We start from the raw sequence: 24,844 nt of genomic DNA on the forward strand, positions 1-24,844 counted from the left end.
GCGCCCCGACACCGCCCCATTCGACGCGGCGCGCACGTTCAGGCAAGATTGACGCGCGCCGCCTGTTTTTCCGCCGTCAAGAGTCAACGAAATCGCATGCAGAACTTCTACGAAGCCACCGTTACCCGCCAGCCCTACCCGCAACTGACCGGCACGATCGACACGCAGGTCTGCATCGTCGGCGGTGGCCTCGCCGGCCTGTGCACGGCGCTCGGCCTCGTCGAGCGCGGCGTGCATGACGTCGTCGTGCTCGACAGCGAACGGGTAGGCTTCGGCGCATCGGGCCGCAACGGCGGCTTCGTCTTCGGCGGTTACAGCCTCGACAACGCCGACCTGCTGCGCACGCTCGGCCGCGACGAAGGGCGCCGGCTGTACCGGCTCACCGTCGATGCGGTCGACCTGATCCGCGCGCGCATTGCACGCTACGGGATCGACTGCGACATCGTCGACCAGGGCGTGATGCTCGCGAACTGGTTCGACGATCCTTCCCGGCTCGACAGCGTGCGCACGCTGATGAAGGACGAGCTCGGCGTCGACTGGGAACCCGTTTCGACGGACGCGCTGCGCAATCGGCTGAAGACGCAGCGCTACTACGGCGGCCTGTTCGAGCCGAACGCGTTCCACTTCCATCCGCTCAAGTACGTGCTCGGCGTCGCGGCGGCCGCCTCGCACGGCGGCGCGCGCGTGTACGAACGCTCGGCCGCGCTCGGCATCGCGCGCGAAGGCGCCGGGTACGTCGTGCGCACGGCGCAGGGCACGGTGCGCGCGAAGGACGTCGTGTTCGCCGGCGGCGGCTACGCGCGCGGCGTGTCGCCGCGCATCGAGCGCGCGGTGCTGCCGATCGCGACCTACGTGATCGCGACCGAACCGCTCGGCGCACGCCTGCCGGACGCGATCGACGCACCGTACGCGATCTACGACACGCGTTTCGCGTTCGACTATTACCGCCCGCTGAAGGACACGCGCATCCTGTGGGGTGGCCGGATCTCCGTGCTCGACCGCGGCCCCGACGCGATCGCGCGCCTGCTGCGGCGCGACCTGCTGCGCGTCTATCCGCAACTGGAGGGCGTGAAGGTCGATTACGCGTGGGGCGGGCTGATGAGCTATGCGCGGCACAAGATGCCGCAGATCGGCCGCGACGCGGACGGCGTATGGCACGCGATCGCGTTCGGCGGCCACGGGATGGCGCCGACCACGGTGGCCGGCGAAGTGCTCGCGGCCACGCTGGCCGAAGGCCGGCCGGTGCCGGAAGGCTTCAACGCGTTCGGGCTTACGCGCACGTTCGGGCTGGCGGGCCTCGCCGCCGCGCAGCTCACGTATACGGCATACCAGGCCCGCGACGCGCTCGCGTCCTGCCGCCGCTGAGCGGCGGCCACGGCGGCTGAAACCGCCCTGCCGATTAGAGCGGAAGGTCGGCCGGGCGGGGATTTCCCACATGTTAGAATGGCTTTTCCAAGCCGCCGAAGCCACAATAAATTCACATGAAAGCAGGAAGCAAGGCCGCCACGTCCGACACCCGCGCGCTTCCGTCCGATGCGCGGCGCAAATACGATCCCGAGCAAACCAAGCGCAACATCCTCGACGTCGCCACGCAGGAATTCTCCGCGATGGGCCTCGCCGGTGCGCGCGTCGACGCCATCGCCGAGCGCACGAACACGACGAAGCGCATGCTCTACTACTACTTCGAAAGCAAGGAAGGCTTGTACGAGGCCGTGCTGGAGAAGGTGTACGGCGACATCCGCGCACTCGAGCAGGAGCTGCACGTCGGCGACATGGAGCCGCGCGAGGGCATGCGCCGCCTCGTCGAATTCACGTTCGACTATCACGACAAGCATCGCGACTTCGTTCGCCTCGTGTCGATCGAGAACATCCACGGCGCGAAGTATCTCGAACAGCTCAAGTCGTTCAAGAACCGCAACGTCAGCATCATCAAGACGCTCGAGGAACTGGTCGAGCGCGGCGCGGCGAGCGGCGCGTTCCGCAAGGACATCGACGCGTTCGACCTGCACCTGCTGATCAGCTCGTTCTGCTTCCACCGCGTGTCGAACCGCTACACGTTCGGCGCCGCATTCGGCCGCGATCCGTCGGCGCCGCGCCTGCGCGTGCGGCACCGCGACACGATCGCCGACGCCGTGCTGCGCTACGTCGCCGCATAAGCGGCGGCGTCAGCCGGTTTCCCGGCCAGATTCAAGCCGGGCGCGCGACATCCGCGCCCGTCGTTCTCTCGTGGGTCAATCCGTCGGCGCGGTCGACGCCAGTGCGATCCGCGCCTTCTCTTCCGGGCTTCCCGCCACGTAATACTTCTTCGCCCAGCTCGAATCGGGCGCAAGCGCGAGCCGCGCATGCGCGCCCGTGCCGCCGTCCGTGCCGTGCTGCTTCGCATTGATCGCCAGTGCCCGCGCGCGATAGTGCTCGTACAGCCGCAGGAATTCCGCGAGATAGATCGCCGCGATCCGCTGGTCGCGGATCTCGAGCAGGTTCTCGTCGTTGTACTGCTCGGAATTGCGGCTCATGTTCGCCGAGCCCGTATAGACGACCGGATTCGCGCCCTCCGCATCGATCACGATGAACTTGTGATGGATCACGACGGGCGGAAAAGCCGGCGCCGGTTCACCCGGAAAGAGGCGCAGCTCGGGCTCGAAACCCGGCGGCACGGTGGCCGGCGAGAAATACTGGGCATCGATCACGTCGTGGTTGTCGCGGCTGCGGTGATACAGCTCGAGGTTCGCGAGCGTCGCTGCATCGAGCGTCTGGCCGGCCTGCTGCTCGGCATCGGCCTTCGTCGCGCTGCCGACGTTGATCTTGTTCACCAGCCCGAACATCATCAGCCCGCGGTCGCCGGCCGCGAAGCACGCGTCGCGCAGCGCCGCGTCGGTCGGCATGAACAGGCAGAACGACACCGAATGCTTCGCGGCCGCGATCGCGGCGACGATCGTGTCGATCTCGGTGCGCTGCCCCGCCGGCTCCGGCGAAAACGCGAGCCGCACCTGCGCGCTGCCGATCGTCACCGGTTCCGACCAGCCCGGCGACAGCCGCGCCGTCTCCGCGATCGACGGATTCCCGGCCAGCGCATGCGCACGATCGTTGTACAGCGCGGCGAGCGCGGGCGAGTCGAACGCGTGCAGCACGTTCGCCTGCTCCGTGAGCCCTTCGGTCGTGAAGTTCGCGGAACCGGTCAGCACGCGCGAAGGCACCGCATTCGACGACGCATCGGTCACGATGAACTTGTCGTGCATGATGTGCGTCTTGTCGCGCGGCGCGAGCGTCGCGAGACCCTGCAGCGCATCGACGGCCGGCTGGTTCGGCGACGGCAGCGGCGGCTTGCCCTTGCGCGCCGTCGTGTGCGCGTCGTAGACGATCGCGAGCGACGCTTCGCCGTGCGTGCGCCCGAACGCTTCGAACGCGGGCAGCGCCCACAGCGTGTCGGTCAGGTGATAGACGGCCGACGCCGCGCGCGACGCGGGGTCGAGCATCTCCGCGAACACCTGCTCCATGTCGTTCGCGAGCCACGTGCGCAGCTTCAGCGCCTGCGCGGCGCTCGGCGCCGCATTCGGCGCGAGGCCCAGCGCCGCCACCTGCTTCGCGAAGGCCTGCGAGCTGACCACCGCACGGTTGAACCACGTGCCGATACCGTCCTCGATGTGCGCGGGCAGCACGACGTCGCACACGCCGGCTTGCGCGTCGAGCACCTGCAGGTTCGCCGGCGTGCCGACGACCGGATACACGTCGTAGCGGAACGCCGCACCGCGATCCTGCGGATCGATGCGTGCATCCCACCACATGAATTTCTGGATCGGCGCCTGGTCGGTCGGCGCATCGCCCTGCGTGTGTGCGGCCGGGCCATCGAACGTCAGGCGGTTCGGCAGCCAGCTGTTCGGCGCGCGCGTCTTGCCGTCGGCCGACCAGAAGCCCGGCGTGCGCCGGATCGCGAAGCCGAGGAAATCGGACCGCGACGCCGCGTCGGGCCAGTCGAAGGCCAGCAGGACCAGGGTGGGGGAAAGATAGCTGCGCACGCTGACGGTCATTCGTTGCTCCCTGGCCTGGCGGCCGGTCGAGGTGAATGGGTCAGTCTTGACGGCGGATCTTCCCTGCGAATGACGGTTCGATGAACCTTGTATGTCGGACGCGCGTCAGTCGCACACGAGCAGTTCGATCCCGCGTGCGGTCAGCGCGCGGCGCACGGCCTTGTCGGGCGCGCGTTCGGTCACGAGATAGCGGGCCGCGCCGGTACCGTTGATCCGCACCGGCGTCACACGGCCGAATTTCGAATGGTCGGCGACGATCATCGCGGTGCCGGCCGCCGCGATCATTCGGCTGCGCACCTCGGCGGCGAGCCGCGAGTAATCGGTGCATTCGCCGTCGGGTGTGATGCCGCCGGCGCCGACGAACGCGAAATCGACGTGGTACTGCGCAAGCTGCTGGATCGTGTCGAGCCCGAAGGTGGCGTCCTCGTCGTCGGACAGCTCGCCGCCGAGCAGCGTCACGCGATTGCCGTTGCGCCGCGCGAGCACGAACGCGGTGCGCCAGTCGTTCGTGTAGATCGACAGCCGGTGCCGGTCGGCGAGCGCGAGCGCAACCGCATGCGGCGTGCTGCCCGAATCGATCAGCACCGATGCATCGTCGGGCACGAACTCGGCCGCGCGCCGCCCGATCGTGCGCTTCGCCTCCGCGTTCGCGGCTTCGCGCTCGGACAGGCTCGGCTCGCGGCGATCCGCGGCCAGCGCGCCGCCGTGCGTCATCACGAGCAGGCCGCGTGCGGCCAGTGCGTTCAGGTCGCGCCGCACGGTCTCGCGCGACACGTCGAGCGAGCGGACGAGTTCCGCGACCGACAATGCGCCCGACCGTCCGAGTTCCGACAGGATGAATTGATGACGTTGTTCCGCCAGCATCGCGTGTGCGCCCGAGGCGACTGGTAATGGGTAAGCCGCCCATTGTATTACGGCCGTTTGACGGGCATTTGACTGCGCCGGGAAACCCGCCGGGCCGCGTTTCACGAAAGCGAAATTCTGTATTGCCTGACGCGCGCGAATCGGCGCGGCGCCGGTTGCTACACTTTGCGCTTCGCCGAACGACAGACCAAGCAAAGGGGCTCGCGCCATGTATCGCAAAGGCAGTGTGATCGAAATCCAGTTTCCGCCCGAACGTCTCAACGACGCGGCCGGCGATCCGTACTGGATCGACCTGACGCTCGAGGAGGCCCGCCGGCTCTACGAACAGCTCGCCGCGCGCTTCGCGACCGACGCACGCGCCAACCAGCCGCTCGACACGTTCTCGATCGACTGATCTCCGCGGCTCTTCACGCTCGCCCGCTCCGCGTCCCCGGGGCGGCGCCCCACCTTCTTCCGGCACCGGCGGCCGCATGCGCGGCACGCAGCATGAGTGCAGGATTCGACAAGACGCCCGCAGCGCTTTCCCCGATACTGGCCGACTTCACGATTCTGTCCGGCCGCGTCGCGGCCCGCCACGCATGCTGACCTCGCTCGTCGCCGCCGCTTTCGTCGCCCTCTGGTCCACCGGCTTCATCGTTGCGCGGGCAATCAAGCCCTACGCCGATCCCAACCTGTTCCTGCTCGCGCGTTTCGCCGGCACGGCCGCGCTGTTCGGCGTGGTGGCGCTCGTTTCCCGCGCGCCGTGGCCGGCCCGCCGCGAATGGCCGCGCCACCTGATCGCGGGCGCGCTGCTGCAGGGCGTCTATCTCGGCGCGAGCTACTGGGCCGTCGCGCAAGGGCTGAACGCCGGCGTCATGGCGCTGCTCGGCGCACTGCAGCCGCTCGCCACCGCCGTGCTCGCCGTCCCGCTGTTCAACGAGCGCCTGCCGGCGCGCGGCTGGTTCGGGATGGCGCTCGGCCTCGCCGGCGTCGCGCTCGTGCTGGCGCCGAAGGTCGCGGGCGGCGTCGCGCCGCCGCCGGGCGCCGCGCCGGCGTGGCTCGTCGTCGCCGTCTCGGTGCTCGCGGTCGGGTCGATCACCGCCGGGTCGCTGTACCAGAAAGGCAAGCTCGCGCAGAGCGACCTGCGCACGGCGGTTACCATCCAGAACCTCGGTGCGGCCATCGTCGCGGCCGTCTTCGTCGCGCTGCTGCACGAGACGCGCTGGATCGGCGCGCCGGCGCTGTGGGTGTCGCTCGTGTGGGGCGTCGTGTTCCTGTCCGGCGGCGCGGTCACGATGCTGATGTGGATGCTGCGGCGCGGCAATGCCGCACGCGCAACGTCGCTGCTGTTCCTCGCGCCGCCGCTGGCGGCACTACAGGGCTACTGGCTGTTCGGCGAAACGCTCGCGGCGATCCAGCTCGCCGGCTTCGCGCTCGCGCTGGTGGGCGTCGTGCTCGCGCGGCGCTGACGCGGCCGCCCGTGTGTGCGGTCGCTCGGGTGCATGCACGCCGGCCGCCACGTGCATCGAATACCGGCCGCGCGAACGCCCGTTACGCGGCATCGTTGCACCCGCGACGCGCACCGTGCACCACGGCGATGCGGCCCGTCTCGCCGAAGCAACGCGAAATCGCCGGATCGCACGCCCGGCGCGGCACCGCGGCGCGAATGCGCTTATGATGGGCGCCTTGATTTCGTTCCGGAACTCCTTTCATGACATCCGCCGATTACGCCAGCCGCCAACGCGCGATCATTGCCGAACTGAACGTCGCCCCGCACTTCGACGCCGAGGCCGAGATCGCCCGCCGCGTCGAGTTCCTCGCGCAATACCTTCGTTCGACCGGCCTGCGGACCTACGTGCTCGGCATCAGCGGCGGTGTCGATTCGTCGACGGCCGGCCGGCTCGCACAGCTGTCGGTCGAAAAGCTGCGCGCCGGCGGCTACGACGCCCGCTTCATCGCCATGCGCCTGCCGAACGGCGTGCAGAACGACGAAGCCGATGCACAGCGCGCGCTCGCGTTCGTCCGCGCGGACGAGGAACTGACCGTCAACGTGAAGCCGGCCGCCGACGCGATGCTCGGCGCGCTGGTCGCGTCCGGCCATGCGTTCGAGACGCCGGCCCAGCAGGACTTCGTGCACGGCAACGTCAAGGCGCGCGAGCGCATGATCGCGCAGTACGCGGTGGCCGGCGCGCGGCGCGGCATCGTGATCGGCACCGATCACGCGGCCGAGTCGCTGATGGGTTTCTTCACGAAGTTCGGTGACGGCGGCGCGGACATCCTGCCGCTCGCGGGGCTGAACAAGCGTCGCGTGCGCGCGGTGGCCCGTGCGCTCGGCGGCGACGAACTGATCGTGATGAAGGTGCCGACGGCCGACCTCGAGGAACTGCGCCCGCTGCGCCCCGACGAGCACGCGTACGGCGTCACCTACGACGAGATCGACGACTTCCTCGAAGGCAAGCCCGTCGCCGATCGCGTGTACGAAACGGTGCTGCGCTTCTACGACGCGTCGCGCCACAAGCGCGCGCTGCCGTACACGATGTTCGACTGGCCGACGGCATAAGCCGGCCGCCCACGCTGAAAAATAACGCCGCGCGCACCGTCACGGCTGCGCGCGGCGTCCAGCCGACGGGCACCGCTACGCGTGCCCGCCCGTCTTCGTCGCCTGCAGCGCACGAATCCGCATCCGCGCACCCGTATCGCTGACCGTCGCGTCGTACATCGCCGCGAGATCGCGCTTGAGCGCGGTGCGCGAGCCGCCGTCGAGATACACCATGTGCCCCGACGGATAGAAACGCGCGGACAGGTTCTGCCGCACCTTCTGATCCTCGAGCGGCATCTGCTGCAGGTCGATCACGGTCTGGTAGAACGGCGTGACGAAATCGTAGAGGCCGTTCGCCGACAACACCTTCAGGTCGACGTTCAACGCCATTACCGCCGCGAGATCGCCGGCCGTGTAGAGGATCACGTTCCCCTGCGCATCGATGCCCTGCTGCGCGCCAGTCGGATCGGTGTGGTGGAAATCCCAGTTCTGGAACGCCTGGTCGTTCAGATCGGTGAACGCGGAACTCGACGTGAACTTCAACTGCTCGTTCAGGTAGCTGTTCCACATCGCCGTATAGACGCCCGTCACCGCCGTCATCGTCGGATCGTTGCCGCCGGAGTTCGGGTCGATCTTGCCGGCGATGCCCGACGAGATCCCGGTCACGCGGCCGTCGTACGAACCGAGCGCCAGCCCCTGTGCCTGCAGCAACGTCGTCAGGAACAGCGAATTGCCGCGCGCGTTGTAACCCGCAATGTCGAGCCCCCACGTCTGCAGCGTCGCCGTGTCGATGCCCGTGTATTGCGACAGCTTCTTCACGGCGGCCGGGTCGGCATGCGGCACGTTGCGCAATGCGGTCAGGTAATCGGTGCGCGCGAACTGCGCGACTTCCTCGACGAACGCGCCGAGGTCGGCGGGCGCCGGCGTGACGCCGAGTTTCTTGTGATACCACGCATCGGCCGCCGCGGTCGGCAGCGCGCCGACCGGGTTGCCGGCCTGCCGGTAGTCGAGGATCGACGACTGCAGCGTGATGCCGTTCAGGTCGACACCGTCCTCGTGCAGTTTGTACGCGAGCACGCAGCTGCGCGCGGTGCCGTACGATTCGCCGAACAGGTATTTCGGCGAATTCCAGCGGTTGTTCTTCGTCAGGTAGCGCTTGATGAACTGCTTCAGCGAATTCGCATCCTGGTCGACGCCCCAGAAGTCGCGGTTCTTGTTCGGCGCGACAGCGGCCGAATAGCCGGTGCCGACCGGGTTGATGAACACCAGGTCGCTGTGATCGATCATGCTGTCCGGGTTGTCTTCCATCTGGTACGGCGCGGGCGGCGTGAACCCCGGCATCGACGTCTTGATGCGCTTCGGCGCGAACGAGCCCAGCAGCACGAATACCGACGACGAGCCCGGCCCGCCGTTATAGAAGAACGTCACGGGCCGCGTTTCCTCCTTCGCGCCATCGGCCGTGAACGCGACGTAGAAGAGCTTCGCGGCCGGCTGCGAACTGCTCGGGTCGACCGTCACGAGATGGCCGGCCGTCGCCGTGTACGCGATGCGCTTTCCGTCGATCAGGATCGTGTGATGCGTGATCGCGGCCGCCTCGGTCGTGTCGGTCACCGAGTCGTCGGGGCCGTTGCCGTACGCGACCGGATCGAAGAACGGCTGGTCGCGCCCGTGGCTCAGCGCGACCGGGTTGATGGTCGGCGGCACGCCATGCGAGTTGTGGTCGCCGTGATGCAGCGGATACACGCCGCCGGAAGATGCGGAATCGATGCCCATCGTGCTGCTCCTGGAGGTGAGAAAAAGGCGCGGACAGGAAGCCCGCGCCATACGGAAAGACGTGTCCCGCGGCCGTCAGCTCGACGGCTTGCGCGTCAGGATCGCGGCGAGCTGCGCGCCGTTCGGGCTGCCGAGGCCCGTGCACGCATCCCAGCCCTGCGCGGCCGCGTACGTACCGTTCGATCCTTGCGTGATGTCGCGCAGCGCACCCGGATTCTTGTAGAGCACCGGATTGACCCAGCCGGCAGTCGCACCGGCCGCCGCATTGATCCGTGCAATCAGCGCGGCCCACAGCGGCGCGACCGCGCTCGTGCCGCCCATCACCGTGGCCGTGCCCGCGATCGACACTTCGTAGCCCGTCTGCGGCGATGCATCGCCCGCCACATCCGGCACGCCGCGCTTCGCGAGCGGTGTGCTGCTGCCGTCGGCGCGCGTGAGCTTCAGCCCCTGCTGCCACGACGGCAGGTCGAACAGCGTGCTGACGCCGCCCCCGCCCGCGCCGCCGCCGGCCGCCTCGTCGTTCCACGTGACCTCGCTGCGGATGCCCTGCCCGGGCAACGCGTCGAGCTGCGTGCCGCCGCAGCCGAGCACGTACGGGCTCGATGCGGGGAAGTCGACATGATCGGCGCCGTCCTGCAGCCCGTCGCCCGAACCGCTGTCGCCCGATGCCGCGCACACCGTGATGCCCTGTGCGGCCGCCGCCTGCAGCACGCGGTTGAACGCCTGCGCGGACTGCGCCTGCCAGATCGCTTCCGGGCCGCCCCAGCTGATCGAGATCACCGACGGCTTGTTGGTCGTGTCGCTGACGGCCGCGTTGACGGCCTGGATGAAGCCCGCGTCGCTGTTCGGCGCGAAGTAGACAGCGATCTTCGCGGCCGGCGCGATCGCGCCGGCGATCTCGATGTCGAGCGCGACTTCGCCGTCCGGGCCGCTCGGGTCGCCGGTCGGCGTGTTACGGCCGGTGCCGACGTTCACGTCGACGAGCGTCGGCGGCGTCGTGATGCCGAGCCCGCGGAAATACTGCTGGATATCGGCCGCGCGATAGCCGCCGCCGAGCTCGATGATCGCGATGCATTGCCCGGCGCCGTCGCCGGCCGGGAAGCCGTACAGCGATGCCAGCTGGATCGGGGTGAACGTGACGGCCGCCGCGCCGCCGCGCGCGGGCCTGAACGGCGGTCGCAGCCGGAAGTGCGGCCGCGCCTGCGGACGGCTGTCGAGGCCGAGCACGGCCGTGACGGCATCGCCGAGCTCGTCGGGCAGCGCGATCGGGCCGGAGCGGCCGCGATACTGGCCGATCGACTTGTGCTCGAAGCGCTCGAGCTTGACGCTGAACGCGGCTTCGAACTGCTGGATCGTGCCGGACACCACGACGACGCTTTCGACCGGATCGACACGATCGACCGTCAGCTGGTGACGATGCGCGAAGTCCTCGGCCTTGCGAATGTCGTCGGGATTGGCGGAAAAGCGTTGCGCGAAGGTTGCGCGCGACACCGGTTTCGCTTGCGCGTCGCCGGTGGCGAGCTGGTGAAGCAGCGTATCGAGTTGCCCTTCTTCCTGCCGCCGCAACATGATCGTGACGTGGATGCGTTCTGCCGGATCGCACGGGCCGAGGCACTTGGACTCGGCGACGATTCGGGGTTCACGGTCGGCGTGAAGATGCCTTGCCATGTTCAGACCCTCCTTGGTACCGCGTTGCACGGAACAACCAGGCAATCGGACAGGGCCGGCGGGAGACGGTTCCGTTCGGTCGGTCGGGTTCGCGCAGCGCGAAGTAACAGGGAGTTTAGAACAGTCAGACGATTTGCGCGCACGCCCTTCTGCGACGGGGCGCACGCGCGGGCCGGCGTTGCGCGCGGCCCGCCTCGGATGCGGCGACGCGCCGCGACCCGCGGCGGCGCGACACCGCACCGGCACTCAGTCCATCGACAGGCGCAGCGCGAAACCGATCAGCGCCGCGGAAAACGTCCAGCGCTGCACCGTCTGCGCGAGCGGATGCGCGCGCATCCACGCGGCGATCCGCGACGCACCGAACACGCACGCGAGGTCGAAGCACACGCCGGCCGCCACCAGCAGCGCGCCCAGCTCGAACATCTGCAACACGACCGGCCCGGCCTCGGGGCGCACGAACTGCGGCAGCAGCACCGAGCAGAACAGCAGCGCCTTCGGGTTCAGCAGGTTAGTGAGCAGGCCCTTCACGAACGACTGGCGCAGCTCGCCCGCCGTCGCCGCCGCATCGCCGTCGCCGAGCGCGAACACGGGCGAACGGAACACCTGGATCGCGACATAGGCGAGATAGAGCGCGCCGCCGTAACGGATCACTTCGTACAGCCACGGCGCGCTGCGAATCAGCGCCGCGACGCCGCAGGCGGACAGCGTCACGTGCGCGGTGCGCGCGAGCGACAGGCCGGCCGCCGCCGCCATCCCCGGCCGCACGCCGCGGCCGATGCTGGTCTGCAGCACGAGCGCCATGTCCGGCCCCGGCACGGCATAGATGGCCGCCAGCGCGGCGAGATAAATCAACAGCAAATGCGTGGAAATCATGGTCTGCCCCTGTCCTCTTACGACGATATGGTGCCGCCAGAGGGCGAGGGATTATTGGCCATCTTTGGTTCAGGATTGGCGATCCATAGGGGAATCCGCCACAATCTCGAAATCCAGAAAAGGATTCCGCCAACATGACCGAACTCGACAAAACCGACCGCGCCATCCTCGCCGCGGTGCAGCGCGACGGCCGCCTGCCGATCGCCCGCCTCGCCGATTCCGTGGGTCTTTCCGAGACCCCTTGCGCGCGGCGCCTGAAGCGCCTCGAAAACGACGGCTACATCGAGCGCTACCGCGCGCAGCTGTCGCGCCAGGCGCTCGGCTTCGGTGTCGTCGCATTCGTGCTCGTGCGGTTCGCGACGCACGATCGCAAGACCGCCGACCGCTTCGAGCGGGAGGTGCTCGGCATCGAGCGGATCCTGGCGTGCCACAACGTGGCGGGTACGGCCGACTATCTGCTGCAGGTCGTGGCGCGTGACCTCGACGACTACGGCACGTTCCTGCGCGAATCGCTGCGAATGCTGCCGGGCGTGACGTCGATCGAATCGGCGCTGTCGCTGCGCGAGGTCAAGCATGACGCGGGACTGCCGGTGCCGTGATGCCGGCGGGCGAACGGCACGCGCAAGCCGAACCCGTCGCCCGGTTCGTCACTTCGACACCGATCGATGTGGGCCGCGTCGGAGCACGCTGCCGCAACACTCATCCACATTGTTGATGCCGACAGCCTACGCGATGTCGGGCGGCTGGTGCGCGCGTTCGAGGTCCTCGAGAAACGCTTCCACGAGCGGATTGCCGCGCCCGTTGCGCGCGACGACCATGTGGAACGTCACGTCGTAGCGCAGTTGCTCCGGATTGAGCGGCGTGAGCAGCCCCTGCGCGACGTACGGCGCCGCGAAGTGCTGCGGCAGATAGCCGAGGTGGTGGCCGGACAGGATCAGCAGCGCGACGGCCTCCATGTTGTCGGCGGTCGCGGTCACGCGGTCGGGCGTCGTCGACATCTGCGCTTCGGGCAGCGGATACGAGCGCCACGCCCATTCGAAGCCCACGACGTCGGCCGGCGTCAACGCGCCGGCGCCGTCGAACAGCGGATGGCCGCGCCCGCAGTACGCGACCTGGCGCTCGATGAACAGCGGCGTGTAGTGCAGCGTCGGCACGCGGTGCCAGAAGTAGCCGACCGCGATCTGGATCTCGTCGCTCAGCAGCTTCTCCTCGAGATCGCCCGGCGCGCGCACGGAAATCGAGAAACGCACGGCCTCGTCGCGGGTGCGGAACGCGGCGATCGCCTCGGCGATCCGCGCGTTCTGGCTCACCGGCGTATGGCCGATCAGGCCGATGTGCAGCGTGCCGACCAGCTGGCGGTCCATGTGCCGCGCGGCCATCCCGAATTCGTCGAGCGCCGCGAGCAGCTTGCGGCTCATCGCGTGGAAGCGCTCGCCCTTCGGCGTGAGCCGGAAACCGCTGCGACCGCGCTCGCAGAGCCGGTAGCCGAGCCGCGTCTCGAGCGACGAAAGCTGCGCGCTGATCGTCGACTGCCCGACATTCAGCACGGCCTGCGCGGCCGAGACGCCGCCCGCGTCCGTGACCGCGAGAAACACGCGGATCAACCGCAGATCGAGGGTCGACAGATTCCCCAGCACGTTCATCCCCTTCCATACATCGATGAAAATCGATGTTTACGTCGATATCTTCGCATTCTTCTTTCCGGGCCGAGCGCGTAAAACTGTGCGTCAAGCCGCGTCGCATGATACGGCAACCCCACATCGGAAGAGACAGCCATGAACGACCACACCCATTTCCAGCCGCTCGGCGGCAATGAAATGCCGCGCTGCGGCGGCATCGCGACGATGATGCGCCTGCCGCACGTGGCGAGCGCCGAAGGCCTCGACGCCTGTTTCGTCGGCGTGCCGTTCGATCTCGGCACCTCCAACCGCACCGGCGCGCGCTTCGGCCCGCGCCAGATCCGTACCGAATCCGTGCTGCTGCGCCCGTACAACATGGCCACGCGCGCGGCACCGTTCGATTCGCTGCAGATCGCCGACATCGGCGACGTCGCGATCAATCCGTACAACCTGCACGATTCCATCGCGCGCATCGAAGCGGCGTACGACGCGATCCTCGAGCACGACTGCAAGCCGATCACGCTCGGCGGCGACCATACGATCGCGCTGCCGATCCTGCGCGCGATCCACCGCAAGCACGGCAAGGTTGCATTGATCCACGTCGATGCCCACGCCGACGTGAACGACACGATGATGGGTGAAAAGATCGCACACGGGACGCCGTTCCGCCGCGCGGTCGAGGAAGGCCTGCTGCACGGCGACAAGGTCACGCAGATCGGCCTGCGCGGCACGGGTTACGCCGCCGAGGATTTCGACTGGTGCCGCGAGCAGGGCTTCCGCGTCGTCCAGGCCGAGGAATGCTGGAACAAGTCGCTCGCGCCGCTGATGGAAGAAGTGCGCGCGCGCGTCGGCGACACGCCCGTCTACATCAGCTTCGACATCGACGGCATCGATCCGGCCTACGCGCCGGGCACCGGCACGCCGGAAATCGCGGGCCTCACGGTGCCGCAGGCGCTCGAGATCATCCGCGGCGCGAAGGGGCTGAACATCGTCGGCTGCGATCTCGTCGAAGTCGCGCCGCCGTACGACCCGTTCGGCACCACGGCGCTGCTCGGCGCGAACCTCGCATACGAGCTGCTGTGCGTGCTGCCGGGCGTCGCGTACCGCGACTGATCCCCGCGCCGCCACCTATTCCAAATCAGAGGATTCAGAGGAGCACACATAAAGATGGGGACTTCCGTCAAGCAACCCAAGCGGGCGGCGCTCGCGTCGTTCGTCGGCACCACGATCGAGTGGTACGACTTCTATAGCTACGCGACCGCCGCCGCCATCGTGTTCGGGCCGCTGTTCTTTCCCGGCGAAAACCGCTTCATCAGCCTGCTCGCGTCGTTCGGCTCGTTCGCGGTCGGTTTCTTCGCGCGGCCGCTCGGCGGCGTGATGTTCGGCTACCTCGGCGACCGCTTCGGCCGCAAGCGCTCGCTGCTCGCGACGCTGATGCTGATGGCCGTGTCGACGGTCGCGATCGGCCTGCTGCCGACTCATGCGCAAGCCGGGGTGATCGCACCGATCCTGCTCGTGCTGATGCGCGTGCTGCAAGGCATCGCGGTCGGCGGTGAATGGGGCGGCGCGGTGCTGCTCGCCGGCGAGCATGCGCCGGAAGGCAAGCGCACGTTCTTCGCGTCGTTCGCGCAGCTCGGCAGCGCGAGCGGCCTGATCCTGTCGATGCTCGCGTTCGGCGCGATCAGCACGCTGTCGAAGGAAGACATGATGAGCTGGGGCTGGCGCGTGCCGTTCCTGGCAAGTTCCGTACTGCTGATCGTTGGCTTCGTGATCCGCGCGAGCGTGTCCGAGTCTCCCGAGTTCGAGGAAGTCAAGAAGAGCGGCAACATCGCGCAAAAGCCGCTGCGCGAAGCGCTCAAGTACTGGCCGCTGCTGCTGCTCGCGATCGGTGCGAACGTGTACGGCATCGCCGGCGTGTATTTCAGCAACATCTTCATGATCAGCTACGCGACGCAGTTCCTGTCGCTCGACCGGTCGATGGTGCTGCATTGCATGACGATCGTCGCCGTGCTGCAGTTCGTCGTGCAGCTCGCGGCCGCGTTCCTCGCACAGCGCTTCGGCACCACGCGCGTGCTGCTGATCACCGGCGCATGGGCCGCGATCGTCCCGTTCGTCATGCTGCCGCTCGTACACATGGGCACGCCGCTGTCGATCACGGTCGGCGTCGGCCTCGCGACGCTCGCGGAATCCGGCTACTACTCGGTGGTCGCGGGCTTCGTCAGCGGCATCTTCGTCGCGCGCATCCGCTACACGGCGATCTCGATCGCGTACCAGGTGTGCGGCGCGCTCGCCGGCGGCCTCACGCCGCTCGTCGCGACCATCATCGCGCAGAACACCGCGCCGCAATGGTGGCCGCTCGCGCTCCAGTACACGAGCGCCGCGATCGTGTCGTCGCTGTGCGTGTGGCTGATCTCGCGCCGCGTGAGCATCGACGATGCGGGCGCGCCCCGCAAGACGGCCGACACGTTGCCGCGCGCAGCACGCACGGCTTGACGCACACGCGCACCGGCCCGGCAGCTTCGCCCGCCCGGTGCTCGTACATCTGGGGGCGGCCGTCTGGCCGCCCTTCCTGTTTTCCGCACCGCGCCCCGATCAGTGCACCTGGTTGCGCAGCGTCTTCGCGGCGGCGACCATGTTCGTCAGCGCCGGAATCACTTCCGCCCACTGGCGCGTCTTCAGGCCGCAGTCCGGGTTCACCCACAGGCGTTCCGCCGGAATCCGCTCGGCCGCCTTCTTCATCAGGCCGACGATGTGCGCCTGCGTCGGGATGTTCGGCGAATGAATGTCGTACACGCCGGCCCTATTTCGTTCGGATTCCTGCACGCCGTTCGCGGTGATGCGGAACGATTCGACCGCCCACTTCAGGTACTCGCCCCACTGCGCGCGGCGCAGCGGCAGCCGCGCAGCGCGGCCTCGTCGATCGACTATCTGGCCGCGTTCGTCGCGCTGGCACGCGAATCGACGTGGAGCGCGCCGCGCATGCTGCGCTAGGCGCGCCCCGTAGCAATGCGCGTCAGGCGGCGCGCATGCCGATGCGTTCGGTACGCTCGACCCATGCGCCGAACAGCAGGCCGATCGTCGTCCACATGATCGCCTGCATGCCGATGGCCGCCACGCGGAACTTCCACAGCAACGCCGCCGGGAAATCGGCCGGCAACTCGCTGACCGACGGCAGCCCGATCTGCACGGCCGCGATGATCGCGACGAACACGAGCCCGGCGACGATCGACGCGTTCCACTGCCCGAGCTTCGCCAGCAGATGGCGGCGCACGCTGACCGAGAACACCATCGTCGCGACCGAGATCGTGATCATCAGGAAGAACAACCCCGTGCGATAGCCGATCGTGTCGGGGTCTCCGACCGACGGCGGATTGGCCGGGTACTTGATGTTCGGCACGATCACGAGCGCGACGAACGACGCCAGCGCAAGCCACGCAGCCAGCGGCCGTGCCGGGAGACGGCTGCCTCGGCCATACGCATACGCAAAGACCAGCGAGAACAGCCCGCCGAATGCCGCGCCGTAGGTCACGACGCCCGTCAGCAGACCGAGGCCGGCTTGCGTGTGGCGGCTGACCAGTTCAGGTTCCGGTGCTTCGCCTCGGGCGGCTTCGGCTTTTTCTTCGAAGGAGATTGCCTGATCGACTTGCGGTTCGCCGACGATTTTCGCGAAACCGAACGTGAGGAGGCCTGCGGCGATGCCTGCGAGCATCCCGCGCATGAGCAGCTTTCCGACCATCGTGAACTCCGCGTCAGTGGCAGGGGAAGCCGAGCAGATGGCGGCCGTCGTGGACGAACTCGTGGACATACATGCCCGGCACGAGCGACGTCGCCCCTTGTTCCGCACCGACGAAGTACAGCGCGAGCAACAGGATCAAGCCGACGAACACGGCCCACGGCAACAGTTCACGGACGGGGATGGGTGCCGGCACGACCGCCGGCTTCAGCACTGCTTCGCTCATGGATGCACCTCAGGGGGAATCGCGCCCCGACAAATGTTGGATGGGTACGAAGGCAGGTCTGGCTTCCGGGATCATGGATCACCGGTTACAGTGGCGCGACCGCGCCGGGATTGCACCGGCTTCCGCGTTTCGTATCGGGCGAATTGTACGCGCGAACGTTCGCGTATTGAAGCGGCGGCAGGTGATCGAATTCACTCGTCCCGGCCCATCCGAAAATCGACATGAACATGCATGCCTCGCTGCGCCTGATCGCACACGCCTCGACCCGGGCAATGCGCACCGGTACGTTTCCCGACGACGACCCGCTCGACGCGCACGGGCTCGCCGACGCCGCGGCGCTGCACGATCGGTGGGCACGCGTGACCGGCGCGCTCGTGCTGTGCAGCCCGGCCCGCTGTGCGGTGCAGACCGCCGATGCGCTCGGCCTGCATGCCGACATCGATGACGCGCTGCGCGACATCGACTACCGGAACTGGCGCGGCAAGCGGCTGCACGACCTCGCGCGCGACATGCCTGACGAAGTGGGCGCGTGGATCGGCAATCCCTGCGCGTCGCCGCACGGCGGCGAATCGTTCGATGCAGCGATGCGCCGCGTCGGCACATGGTTGAACGCGCTGCAACACGGCCGCGACATCGTCGCCATCACGCATGCGCCGATCGTTCGCGCGGCCGTCGCACATGCCATGCGACTGGATCCCGGCGCGGCAACCCGCATCGACGTCGCACCGCTGTCGTGCACGACATTCGCTGCGGCGCCGCACGGATGGACGTTGATCGCCGACGACGATCGGCGCGACACTGCGACGTAGCCGCCTGCCATGTTGCGTTCGCGATATCGACCACGACACAAGCCGACGTGTCGCGTCGTATTGCAATTGCCTGGCGATGTTCACCTTACATCGCTGTAAGACACGCCGCCCGTTGTCCCTGCTGTCATCAAACTGACTGCTAGCCGAAGCTAGGATCGGTCGCGGTTCCCTTACGAGATACCGTCATGAATCAGCCTGCTTCGTCTGCCCCGAGCAATTCGGGTTCCGTCGAGCGTACCAAGCAGCTCGGCTATGCCGTCTTCCTGCTGGTGCTCGCGATCGGTGCGGTCTATATCGCCACGCACCTGATCGACGATCTGTCGCCGATGCGCGAAGGATCGCTGTTCCCGTACCTGATGCTCGGCGCCGCGCTGCTGATCGCGCTCGGCTTCGAATTCGTCAACGGTTTCCACGACACCGCGAACGCGGTGGCGACCGTGATCTATACGCACTCGCTGACACCGAACGTCGCGGTGATCTGGTCCGGCCTGTGGAACTTCCTCGGCGTGATGATCTCGAGCGGCGCCGTCGCGTTCGGCATCCTGCAACTGCTGCCGGTCGAGCTGATCCTGCAGGTCGGCAGCGGTGCGGGCTTCGCGATGGTGTTCGCGCTGCTGATCGCCGCGATCGTATGGAACCTCGCGACCTGGTATTTCGGGTTGCCGTCGTCGAGCTCGCATACGCTGATCGGGTCGATCATCGGCGTCGGGCTGATGAACCAGCTGATGCACGGGCCGTCCGGCACGAGCGGCGTCGACTGGGGCCAGGCGCTCGGCGTCGGCAAGTCGCTGCTGCTCTCGCCGTTCGTCGGCTTCCTGTGCGCGGCGCTGCTGCTGCTCGTGCTGAAAACCCTCGTGCGGATTCCGGAGCTGTACAAGGAGCCGCCGAAGGACCAGCCGCCGCCGTTCTGGATTCGTTGCCTGTTGATCCTGACCTGCACGGGCGTGTCGTTCGCGCACGGCTCGAACGACGGGCAGAAAGGGATGGGACTCATCATGCTGATCCTGATCGGCACGGTGCCGACCGCCTATGCGCTGAACAAGGCCGTCACGCCGGCCGAGACACAGACCTTCGTGGCGGTCGCGAACCAGGCAGCCGCGACGTTCGGGAAGTACACGAACGGCGTTGCACCGTCCGCGAACCCGCGTGCCGACGTCGAGCTTTACGTACAGCATCGCGAACTGACGCCTGCCGTGATCCCCGCCGTGCAGCAGTTATCCGCGTCGCTCGCGACCGCGGTCGGTGCATCGGGCTCGATGGCGGCCGTGCCGCAACGTGACGTCGACAACGTGCGCAATACGATGTATCTGGTGTCCGAAGCCATCCGCCTGATCGAGAAGTCCGGTCAGCCCGCGTTCGCCGCCGACGACAAGCTCGCGATCGACAACTATCGCAAGCAGCTCGACCACGCGACCAAGTTCATCCCGACGTGGGTGAAGGTTGCGGTCGCGATCGCACTGGGCCTCGGCACGATGGTGGGCTGGAAGCGGATCGTCGTGACCGTGGGCGAGAAAATCGGCAAGCAGCATCTGACGTACGGACAGGGCGCGTCGGCCGAACTCGTCGCGATGCTCACGATCGGCGCGGCCGACGTGTACGGATTGCCGGTGTCGACGACGCACGTGTTGTCGTCGGGCGTCGCGGGCACGATGGCGGCGAACGGATCGGGCTTGCAGTGGGGCACGGTGCGCAGCCTCGTGCTGGCGTGGGTGCTGACGCTGCCGGCGTCGATCGTGCTTGCCGGCGGGCTCTATTGGCTGTTCCGGTCGGTGGCGTAAGCGGTGATGCGGCGGGGGCCGGCAGGAGCCGGCCACCCGCCGTAGAAAATTCGGAGCCTGTCAGATTTTTAGTGTGCCGAGGTCATGAGACGATAACGGAAATAACGTCCTATGACCGATGTAACAGTGACCAAGAAGAGCAAGAACCCGAAGGCGCCGAAGCTGTTCCCCGATGAGCTAATCGATCAACTGCTTGCCCAGGTACAGAGCAAGGACGCCGAGTCGATCCTGGGCGAATCGGGCCTGGCCGGCCAGCTCAAGAAGCAGCTGGCCGAGCGCATGCTTGCAGCCGAGTTGAGCCACCATCTCGAAGCCGAGGCCGAGCAAGGCAAGGCCGGCAACCACCGCAACGGCACCAGCCCCAAGACGGTCCTGACGCCCAACGGCGAGCTGAAGCTGGATATTCCGCGCGATCGGCAGGCGACGTTCGAGCCGCAATTGGTCGGCAAGTATCAACGCCGGCTGCCTGGCTTCGACGACCACGTCATCAGCATGTATGCGCGCGGCATGAGCGTGCGCGAGATTCAGGGCCATCTGCTGGAACTGTACGGACTGCAGGTGTCGCCCGACCTAATTTCGACAGTCACCGACGAGGTGCTGGCCGACGTCGAGCAATGGCAGCAACGCCCGCTCGAGGCCATGTATCCGATCGTGTACTTTGACGCGCTGCGACTGAAGATACGCGACGAAGGCACGGTCAAGAACAAAGCGGTCTATCTGGCGCTGGGCATCCGCGCCGACGGCCGCAAGGAAGTACTGGGTTTGTGGATCGAGCAAACCGAAGGCGCCAAGTTCTGGCTGAAGGTCTTCAACGAGCTGAAGAACCGCGGTTTGCACGACATCCTGATCGCGGTGGTCGACGGTTTGCGCGGCTTTCCCGAAGCGATCGAGGCGGTCTATCCGGCCGCCCAGATCCAGACCTGCATCGTGCATCTGATCCGCAATTCGCTGAATCTGGCGAGCTGGAAGGACCGCAAGCCATTGGCCGCCGCGATCAAGCCGATCTACCAGGCCGCCACGGCCGAGGCGGCGGCAGCGGCGCTGGATGCCTTTGCGCAAAGCGAGTGGGGCCGCAAATTCCCCACCGTCGCGGCCATGTGGCAGCGCCAATGGGAGCAGGTAATACCCTTCTTCGCCTATCCGCCCGAGGTGCGTCGAATCGTATATACGACCAACGCCATCGAGAGCATGCACATGCAGTTGCGCAAGATCGTAAAGAATCGCGGCCACTTCCCGAGCGACGAAGCCGCCAGCAAACTGCTGTTTCTTGCCTTGCGCAACATCGAAAAGGATTGGAAGATGCCGCCTATCACCTGGCGGCAAGCAGTCAATCAGTTCGCCATTCTGTTCGGCGAGCGATTCACCTCCGCCATCAGCTGAGATTTTTAACCGGCCTCAGCACACGAAATTCCTGACACGTCCAAAATTCGACCCTCGTTTCTCCGCTTCTCCGCTTCTCCGCTTCTCCGCTTCTCCGCTTCTCCGCTTCTCCGCTTCTCCGCTTCTCCAATTCGACGCGTCGAGGCACTCGGTGCGCCCATGCCGCCGCGAGCGCTCCCCCTCTTTCTTTCCCGAATTGAAGCGCAAGATCTGGAGCGCGCCGGCGCATGGACATCCGTAGACTGGGCTCATCAACATTGACCGTGGACTCAATCGTGCGGACGACGTGCCCGAAGCATTCCGCACGACCGCATGGCGCCACATTGCTGACGAACCGAGGTACGCCCGTGAACATTGCCGACCTGCAACCTGCCGTCGAATCGCTCGACATTGCGCCACGCGTCGACGCGATCGACTGGACGACTGTCGACGCCGATCTCGATCGCTACGGATGTGCGCGCGTCCCTGGCCTGCTCTCGGCAAGCGAGTGCGCGACGATCGCATCGCGCTATCCGCACGATGCACTCTATCGCTCGCGCGTCGTGATGGCGCGGCACGGGTTCGGTCGCGGCGAATACAAGTATTTCGCGTATCCGCTCCCCGCGGTCGTCGCCGAGCTGCGTGCGACGCTCTACCCGCATCTCGCGCCAATCGCGAATCGCTGGAACAAGGCACTCGGGATCGACGTCCGCTATCCGGCAGACCACACGGCCTTCCTCGATCGCTGCCACGCGGCAGGACAGACGCGACCGACGCCGCTGATCCTGCAATACGGCGCCGACGACTACAACTGCCTTCATCAGGACCTGTATGGCGAGCACGTGTTTCCGCTCCAGGTCGCGATCCTGCTGTCGGCGCCGGGCCGCGATTTCACCGGCGGCGAATTCGTGCTGACGGAACAGCGGCCACGCATGCAGTCGCGCGCGGAAGTGGTGCCGCTGACACAAGGCGACGCCGTCATCTTCGCCGTGCACGGCAGGCCCGTGCAGGGAACGCGCGGCGTCTATCGCGTCAACCTGCGCCACGGCGTCAGCCGGATTCGGAGCGGCCATCGCCACACGGTCGGCATCATCTTCCATGACGCGCAGTGACGGCTATCGGAACGAACACGACGCTGCCGCGCCATCCGCCACGCAGGTGAATTCTCGCGGGACATACCGCGCATCCGACGTGCCAATCGCGCGTGATCGATCAGGGTTCTTCGCGAGCGGGTATCACCAGGCGGTCAGTTCGGTCAGCCACCATGACAGATGACCTTTTCGCTTCTCGTCAGACCGTCGCTGCGCGCTGGGCCCATGTTTGGAGTGCGCGACAGAGAGCCCAGACGCTCACCTGTCGCCGCCCACAGGCGACAGAAAACCCGGCCTACCCGCGCGCCACATTTGCCCGCAGCCGGTCGCCCGCATCGGAGGCGAGCCGTGCATAGCCCGGCAACGTCAGCAATGCCAGTACACCCGCTGCGACGAATGCCCAGCGGAAGTCGTCGAGTACGTAGTGCATGCCGACCGCATCGCCCCGCACCAACGACGCGAGTCGAAGCGACAACGCACCGAACGCGATGCCCATCCCGATCGTCATCTGCTGAGCAGCGCTCCACAGGGTGCTGGCCGCGCTTGTCTGCCGGGCCGGGATATCCGCATAGGCGAGCGTGGCGAGCGTCGTGAACTGCATCGACCGCGTCAGTCCGTAGACGAATACGACGAACAGCGTGATCATCAGCGGCGTCGATGCAGTCAGCCAGCCGCATGCGATCGTGAAGAGGCCGACTATCGTCACGTCGACGAGAGCGACGCGCCGGAAGCCGTAGCGGTCGAGAATCCACGACGTTCCCGCCTTCATCCCGAGATTGCCGAGCGCACTCGCGAGCAGCAGCAGGCCGGACTGGAACGGCGATAGCCCGAAACCGATCTGGAACAGCAGCGGCAGCAGGTACGGTACGGCATTGATGGCCATTCTCGTGATCGACCCGGTGATCACGGTCACCGAGAACGTCGGCACTTTCAATGTGGTGAAATCGAGCAGCGGATGCGCGCAACGTTGCGCATGCCACCAGGCGGCGACGCAGAACAGCACACTTGCACCCACCAGGACGGCTGCGCGCGTAAAGTGGACGTCCTGCTGGCCGGCCGCTTCGGTGCCGATCAGCAGACAGGTCAGCGCGCCCCCGGCGAGCACGAAGCCGCCCCAGTCGAGCGGCCGTTGCTCGTCGGCCCGCGTGTTCCGGACGATCAGCCAGGTGCAGACCAGTGCGGCAATGCCGAACGGGACGTTCAGCAGGAAGATCCACCGCCATGACGCATAGGTCGTGATGAAGCCGCCGATCGGCGGCCCGACGACAGGTGCGACGATGCCTGGCCACGTGATCGTCGCGATCGCGCGCATCAGCTTCGCTTTCTCGGTGCTGCGAACGACGATCATGCGCCCGACCGGCACCATCATCGCCCCGCCGACGCCTTGCAGCAGGCGCGCGGCGGTGAATGTCACGACACCCTCGGACAACCCGCACAGCACCGATGCACCGGTAAAGACGACGATTGCACTGGCGAACACCGTGCGGGAGCCATAACGGTCCGCGATCCAGCCGCTGATCGGGATGAACACTGCCAGCGCCAGCATGTAGGCCGTCATCCCGAGGCTCAGCGCGTTCGGCCCGACGCCGAACGAGCGCGCCATTTGCGGTAGCGCGGTCGCGATCACGGTCGTGTCGAGGTACTCCATGAAGAAGGTCGCGGCGACGAGATATGGCAAGAAGTCGGTCGTCCGACCACCTTGGGCTGGGCTGTCAGTCATGAACTGTGCAGGAGACGGAATACGGAGGACACCGATCACCCACGGTTGCCTGGAAGCGTCGGGAATCGGGACGAAAGGCGATATTACCCCGAAGGGCTTGCACCCCGCTCTGCCGCGCATGTCGCCCGAATGGACTTTATGCGCATAGATTTTTATGACGATTTGGCGCCGAGTTCGTTGTGTGCGCCGACGATCACGTCGCCACAACGTGTCGAAGGCGTGGTCGATGCCTCAGGATGTCTTTCGCCCAGACGTCTCAATTACCAGCCATTTTCAGCCAAAATTGCTCATCCTCTGCCATTACGGCGCCATCCATGAATGGATCGACTTATATAGGCACTCATTGACGTGCCGATTGATGTGGGCCAAAGGAGAACGCACCGGGAGATTTCGGTGGTACGGGGCTGTAGGTCGCTCGAGAACAATGGAGGCCCGCGTCAACGCCGCATTCGACGCTTCGGTACCTGCCAGATTGGTGTGGGGGCGTGGTGGAACACACCTAAAAATTTTGGTGGTAGCAGCGCTGTTGGTTGCTCGAGAACGGCAAAGTGCCGGAATCGACGCATGCGGCGCCTGGATATGGCCAGGCCGCCCACTCCGCTCCCCCATGCATTTCCGCCGCCGAAATGCAAAAACCCCCGCCTTTTCGGGCGGGGGTTCTTGGCTTAGGGAGCCTGACGATTACCTACTTTCACACGGGAATCCGCACTATCATCGGCGTAGAGTCGTTTCACGGTCCTGTTCGGGATGGGAAGGGGTGGGACCGACTCGCTATGGTCATCAGGCAA

Annotated in this window: 21 protein-coding genes, 1 rRNA gene, 1 pseudogene and 1 riboswitch; of the genes and pseudogenes, 12 read left to right on the top strand and 11 right to left on the bottom strand. The window is 66.8% G+C overall.

Annotation, left to right across the window (positions count from 1 at the left end; genetic code table 11):
• The first annotated feature begins 96 nt into the window (after positions 1–96).
• Entirely contained in the window at positions 97–1,365 is a 1,269-nt protein-coding gene (locus CFB50_RS31185) for an NAD(P)/FAD-dependent oxidoreductase (RefSeq protein ID WP_089448341.1), read from the top strand.
• Positions 1,366–1,481: 116 nt separating this feature from the next.
• Entirely contained in the window at positions 1,482–2,156 is a 675-nt protein-coding gene (locus CFB50_RS31190) for a TetR family transcriptional regulator (RefSeq protein WP_069252503.1), read from the top strand.
• Between the two features lie 75 nt (positions 2,157–2,231).
• Here CFB50_RS31190 and CFB50_RS31195 read toward each other — a convergent pair whose 3' ends face one another.
• Positions 2,232–4,025 carry a phospholipase D-like domain-containing protein gene (locus tag CFB50_RS31195; protein ID WP_089448342.1) on the bottom strand — a complete coding sequence of 598 codons (1,794 nt, stop codon included), beginning with the start codon at positions 4,023–4,025 and terminating at the stop codon, positions 2,232–2,234.
• 105 nt (positions 4,026–4,130) lie between these two features.
• Complete coding sequence (locus CFB50_RS31200; protein WP_069252505.1) at positions 4,131–4,889, bottom strand: DeoR/GlpR family DNA-binding transcription regulator; 759 nt, start codon at positions 4,887–4,889, stop codon at positions 4,131–4,133.
• A gap of 208 nt (positions 4,890–5,097) precedes the next feature.
• Here CFB50_RS31200 and CFB50_RS31205 point away from each other — a divergent pair, with 208 nt between their 5' ends.
• From CFB50_RS31205 to nadE, 3 genes are all read left to right on the top strand, one after another.
• Entirely contained in the window at positions 5,098–5,283 is a 186-nt protein-coding gene (locus CFB50_RS31205; RefSeq protein ID WP_089448343.1) for a hypothetical protein, read from the top strand.
• A gap of 184 nt (positions 5,284–5,467) precedes the next feature.
• Positions 5,468–6,337 (top strand): DMT family transporter, encoded by an 870-nt coding sequence (locus CFB50_RS31210; protein ID WP_089448344.1) that lies wholly within the window; start codon positions 5,468–5,470, stop codon positions 6,335–6,337.
• A 242-nt stretch (positions 6,338–6,579) separates the two neighbouring features.
• Entirely contained in the window at positions 6,580–7,428 is an 849-nt protein-coding gene (gene nadE, locus CFB50_RS31215; protein ID WP_089448345.1) for an ammonia-dependent NAD(+) synthetase, read from the top strand.
• A gap of 75 nt (positions 7,429–7,503) precedes the next feature.
• Here the strand turns inward: nadE and CFB50_RS31220 are convergent, their stop codons facing one another.
• The 3 genes from CFB50_RS31220 to CFB50_RS31230 form a co-directional block, all read right to left on the bottom strand.
• Positions 7,504–9,180: a S10 family peptidase gene (locus CFB50_RS31220; RefSeq protein ID WP_089448346.1), complete on the bottom strand. Its 1,677-nt coding sequence runs from the start codon at positions 9,178–9,180 to the stop codon at positions 7,504–7,506.
• A gap of 75 nt (positions 9,181–9,255) precedes the next feature.
• Positions 9,256–10,848 carry a S53 family peptidase gene (locus tag CFB50_RS31225; RefSeq protein WP_089448347.1) on the bottom strand — a complete coding sequence of 531 codons (1,593 nt, stop codon included), beginning with the start codon at positions 10,846–10,848 and terminating at the stop codon, positions 9,256–9,258.
• 246 nt (positions 10,849–11,094) lie between these two features.
• On the bottom strand, positions 11,095–11,721 hold the full coding sequence (locus CFB50_RS31230) for a LysE family translocator (protein WP_027790530.1): 627 nt from the start codon (positions 11,719–11,721) through the stop codon (positions 11,095–11,097).
• Between the two features lie 134 nt (positions 11,722–11,855).
• Between CFB50_RS31230 and CFB50_RS31235 the strand changes: the two genes are divergently transcribed.
• The gene (locus CFB50_RS31235) at positions 11,856–12,320 is read left to right on the top strand and encodes an Lrp/AsnC family transcriptional regulator (protein WP_046549763.1); all 465 of its coding nucleotides are present in this window, start codon (positions 11,856–11,858) and stop codon (positions 12,318–12,320) included.
• Positions 12,321–12,446: 126 nt separating this feature from the next.
• Here CFB50_RS31235 and CFB50_RS31240 read toward each other — a convergent pair whose 3' ends face one another.
• Positions 12,447–13,358, bottom strand: coding sequence for a LysR family transcriptional regulator (locus CFB50_RS31240; protein WP_089448465.1), 912 nt, complete (start codon positions 13,356–13,358; stop codon positions 12,447–12,449).
• 138 nt (positions 13,359–13,496) lie between these two features.
• On the opposite strand from CFB50_RS31240, the gene speB reads away from it, so the two are divergent.
• Complete coding sequence (gene speB / locus CFB50_RS31245; protein WP_011353980.1) at positions 13,497–14,453, top strand: agmatinase; 957 nt, start codon at positions 13,497–13,499, stop codon at positions 14,451–14,453.
• Between the two features lie 54 nt (positions 14,454–14,507).
• Positions 14,508–15,833, top strand: a complete 1,326-nt coding sequence (locus CFB50_RS31250) for an MFS transporter (protein WP_089448348.1) — start codon at positions 14,508–14,510, stop codon at positions 15,831–15,833.
• A gap of 99 nt (positions 15,834–15,932) precedes the next feature.
• Here CFB50_RS31250 and CFB50_RS31255 read toward each other — a convergent pair.
• From CFB50_RS31255 to CFB50_RS31265, 3 genes and pseudogenes are all read right to left on the bottom strand, one after another.
• A pseudogene (locus CFB50_RS31255) lies at positions 15,933–16,265 on the bottom strand (5-methyltetrahydropteroyltriglutamate--homocysteine S-methyltransferase); the annotation flags it as partial.
• Positions 16,266–16,353: 88 nt separating this feature from the next.
• Positions 16,354–17,076: a CbtA family protein gene (locus tag CFB50_RS31260; protein ID WP_089448349.1), complete on the bottom strand. Its 723-nt coding sequence runs from the start codon at positions 17,074–17,076 to the stop codon at positions 16,354–16,356.
• Between the two features lie 13 nt (positions 17,077–17,089).
• The gene (locus CFB50_RS31265) at positions 17,090–17,299 is read right to left on the bottom strand and encodes a CbtB domain-containing protein (RefSeq protein ID WP_006488502.1); all 210 of its coding nucleotides are present in this window, start codon (positions 17,297–17,299) and stop codon (positions 17,090–17,092) included.
• A gap of 34 nt (positions 17,300–17,333) precedes the next feature.
• A riboswitch (cobalamin riboswitch) is annotated at positions 17,334–17,471 on the bottom strand.
• Between the two features lie 49 nt (positions 17,472–17,520).
• On the opposite strand from CFB50_RS31265, the gene CFB50_RS31270 reads away from it, so the two are divergent.
• From CFB50_RS31270 to CFB50_RS31290, 4 genes are all read left to right on the top strand, one after another.
• Positions 17,521–18,108 carry a histidine phosphatase family protein gene (locus CFB50_RS31270; RefSeq protein WP_089448350.1) on the top strand — a complete coding sequence of 196 codons (588 nt, stop codon included), beginning with the start codon at positions 17,521–17,523 and terminating at the stop codon, positions 18,106–18,108.
• Between the two features lie 185 nt (positions 18,109–18,293).
• Positions 18,294–19,886 (top strand): inorganic phosphate transporter, encoded by a 1,593-nt coding sequence (locus CFB50_RS31275; protein WP_089448351.1) that lies wholly within the window; start codon positions 18,294–18,296, stop codon positions 19,884–19,886.
• Positions 19,887–19,997: 111 nt separating this feature from the next.
• Positions 19,998–21,266: an IS256 family transposase gene (locus CFB50_RS31280; RefSeq protein ID WP_089445088.1), complete on the top strand. Its 1,269-nt coding sequence runs from the start codon at positions 19,998–20,000 to the stop codon at positions 21,264–21,266.
• A gap of 347 nt (positions 21,267–21,613) precedes the next feature.
• Positions 21,614–22,357: a 2OG-Fe(II) oxygenase gene (locus tag CFB50_RS31290; protein ID WP_089448353.1), complete on the top strand. Its 744-nt coding sequence runs from the start codon at positions 21,614–21,616 to the stop codon at positions 22,355–22,357.
• A 274-nt stretch (positions 22,358–22,631) separates the two neighbouring features.
• Here the strand turns inward: CFB50_RS31290 and CFB50_RS31295 are convergent, their stop codons facing one another.
• Positions 22,632–24,056 carry a DHA2 family efflux MFS transporter permease subunit gene (locus tag CFB50_RS31295; protein WP_089448354.1) on the bottom strand — a complete coding sequence of 475 codons (1,425 nt, stop codon included), beginning with the start codon at positions 24,054–24,056 and terminating at the stop codon, positions 22,632–22,634.
• 672 nt (positions 24,057–24,728) lie between these two features.
• Positions 24,729–24,841 (bottom strand): 5S ribosomal RNA (gene rrf / locus CFB50_RS31300).
• Between the last annotated feature and the right edge of the window lie 3 nt (positions 24,842–24,844).

Origin of the sequence: Burkholderia sp. AU33423 (assembly GCF_002223135.1) — a bacterium.
Taxonomy (GTDB): Bacteria; Pseudomonadota; Gammaproteobacteria; order Burkholderiales; family Burkholderiaceae; genus Burkholderia; species Burkholderia lata_D.

Coding starts and splice junctions, on each gene's coding strand:
- CFB50_RS31185 (WP_089448341.1), top strand. CDS start 97: ATGCAGAACTTCTACGAAGCCACCGTTACCCGCCAGCCCTACCCGCAA.
- CFB50_RS31190 (WP_069252503.1), top strand. CDS start 1,482: ATGAAAGCAGGAAGCAAGGCCGCCACGTCCGACACCCGCGCGCTTCCG.
- CFB50_RS31195 (WP_089448342.1), bottom strand. CDS start 4,025: ATGACCGTCAGCGTGCGCAGCTATCTTTCCCCCACCCTGGTCCTGCTG.
- CFB50_RS31200 (WP_069252505.1), bottom strand. CDS start 4,889: ATGCTGGCGGAACAACGTCATCAATTCATCCTGTCGGAACTCGGACGG.
- CFB50_RS31205 (WP_089448343.1), top strand. CDS start 5,098: ATGTATCGCAAAGGCAGTGTGATCGAAATCCAGTTTCCGCCCGAACGT.
- CFB50_RS31210 (WP_089448344.1), top strand. CDS start 5,468: ATGCTGACCTCGCTCGTCGCCGCCGCTTTCGTCGCCCTCTGGTCCACC.
- nadE (WP_089448345.1), top strand. CDS start 6,580: ATGACATCCGCCGATTACGCCAGCCGCCAACGCGCGATCATTGCCGAA.
- CFB50_RS31220 (WP_089448346.1), bottom strand. CDS start 9,180: ATGGGCATCGATTCCGCATCTTCCGGCGGCGTGTATCCGCTGCATCAC.
- CFB50_RS31225 (WP_089448347.1), bottom strand. CDS start 10,848: ATGGCAAGGCATCTTCACGCCGACCGTGAACCCCGAATCGTCGCCGAG.
- CFB50_RS31230 (WP_027790530.1), bottom strand. CDS start 11,721: ATGATTTCCACGCATTTGCTGTTGATTTATCTCGCCGCGCTGGCGGCC.
- CFB50_RS31235 (WP_046549763.1), top strand. CDS start 11,856: ATGACCGAACTCGACAAAACCGACCGCGCCATCCTCGCCGCGGTGCAG.
- speB (WP_011353980.1), top strand. CDS start 13,497: ATGAACGACCACACCCATTTCCAGCCGCTCGGCGGCAATGAAATGCCG.
- CFB50_RS31250 (WP_089448348.1), top strand. CDS start 14,508: ATGGGGACTTCCGTCAAGCAACCCAAGCGGGCGGCGCTCGCGTCGTTC.
- CFB50_RS31260 (WP_089448349.1), bottom strand. CDS start 17,076: ATGGTCGGAAAGCTGCTCATGCGCGGGATGCTCGCAGGCATCGCCGCA.
- CFB50_RS31265 (WP_006488502.1), bottom strand. CDS start 17,299: ATGAGCGAAGCAGTGCTGAAGCCGGCGGTCGTGCCGGCACCCATCCCC.
- CFB50_RS31270 (WP_089448350.1), top strand. CDS start 17,521: ATGAACATGCATGCCTCGCTGCGCCTGATCGCACACGCCTCGACCCGG.
- CFB50_RS31275 (WP_089448351.1), top strand. CDS start 18,294: ATGAATCAGCCTGCTTCGTCTGCCCCGAGCAATTCGGGTTCCGTCGAG.
- CFB50_RS31280 (WP_089445088.1), top strand. CDS start 19,998: ATGACCGATGTAACAGTGACCAAGAAGAGCAAGAACCCGAAGGCGCCG.
- CFB50_RS31295 (WP_089448354.1), bottom strand. CDS start 24,056: ATGACTGACAGCCCAGCCCAAGGTGGTCGGACGACCGACTTCTTGCCA.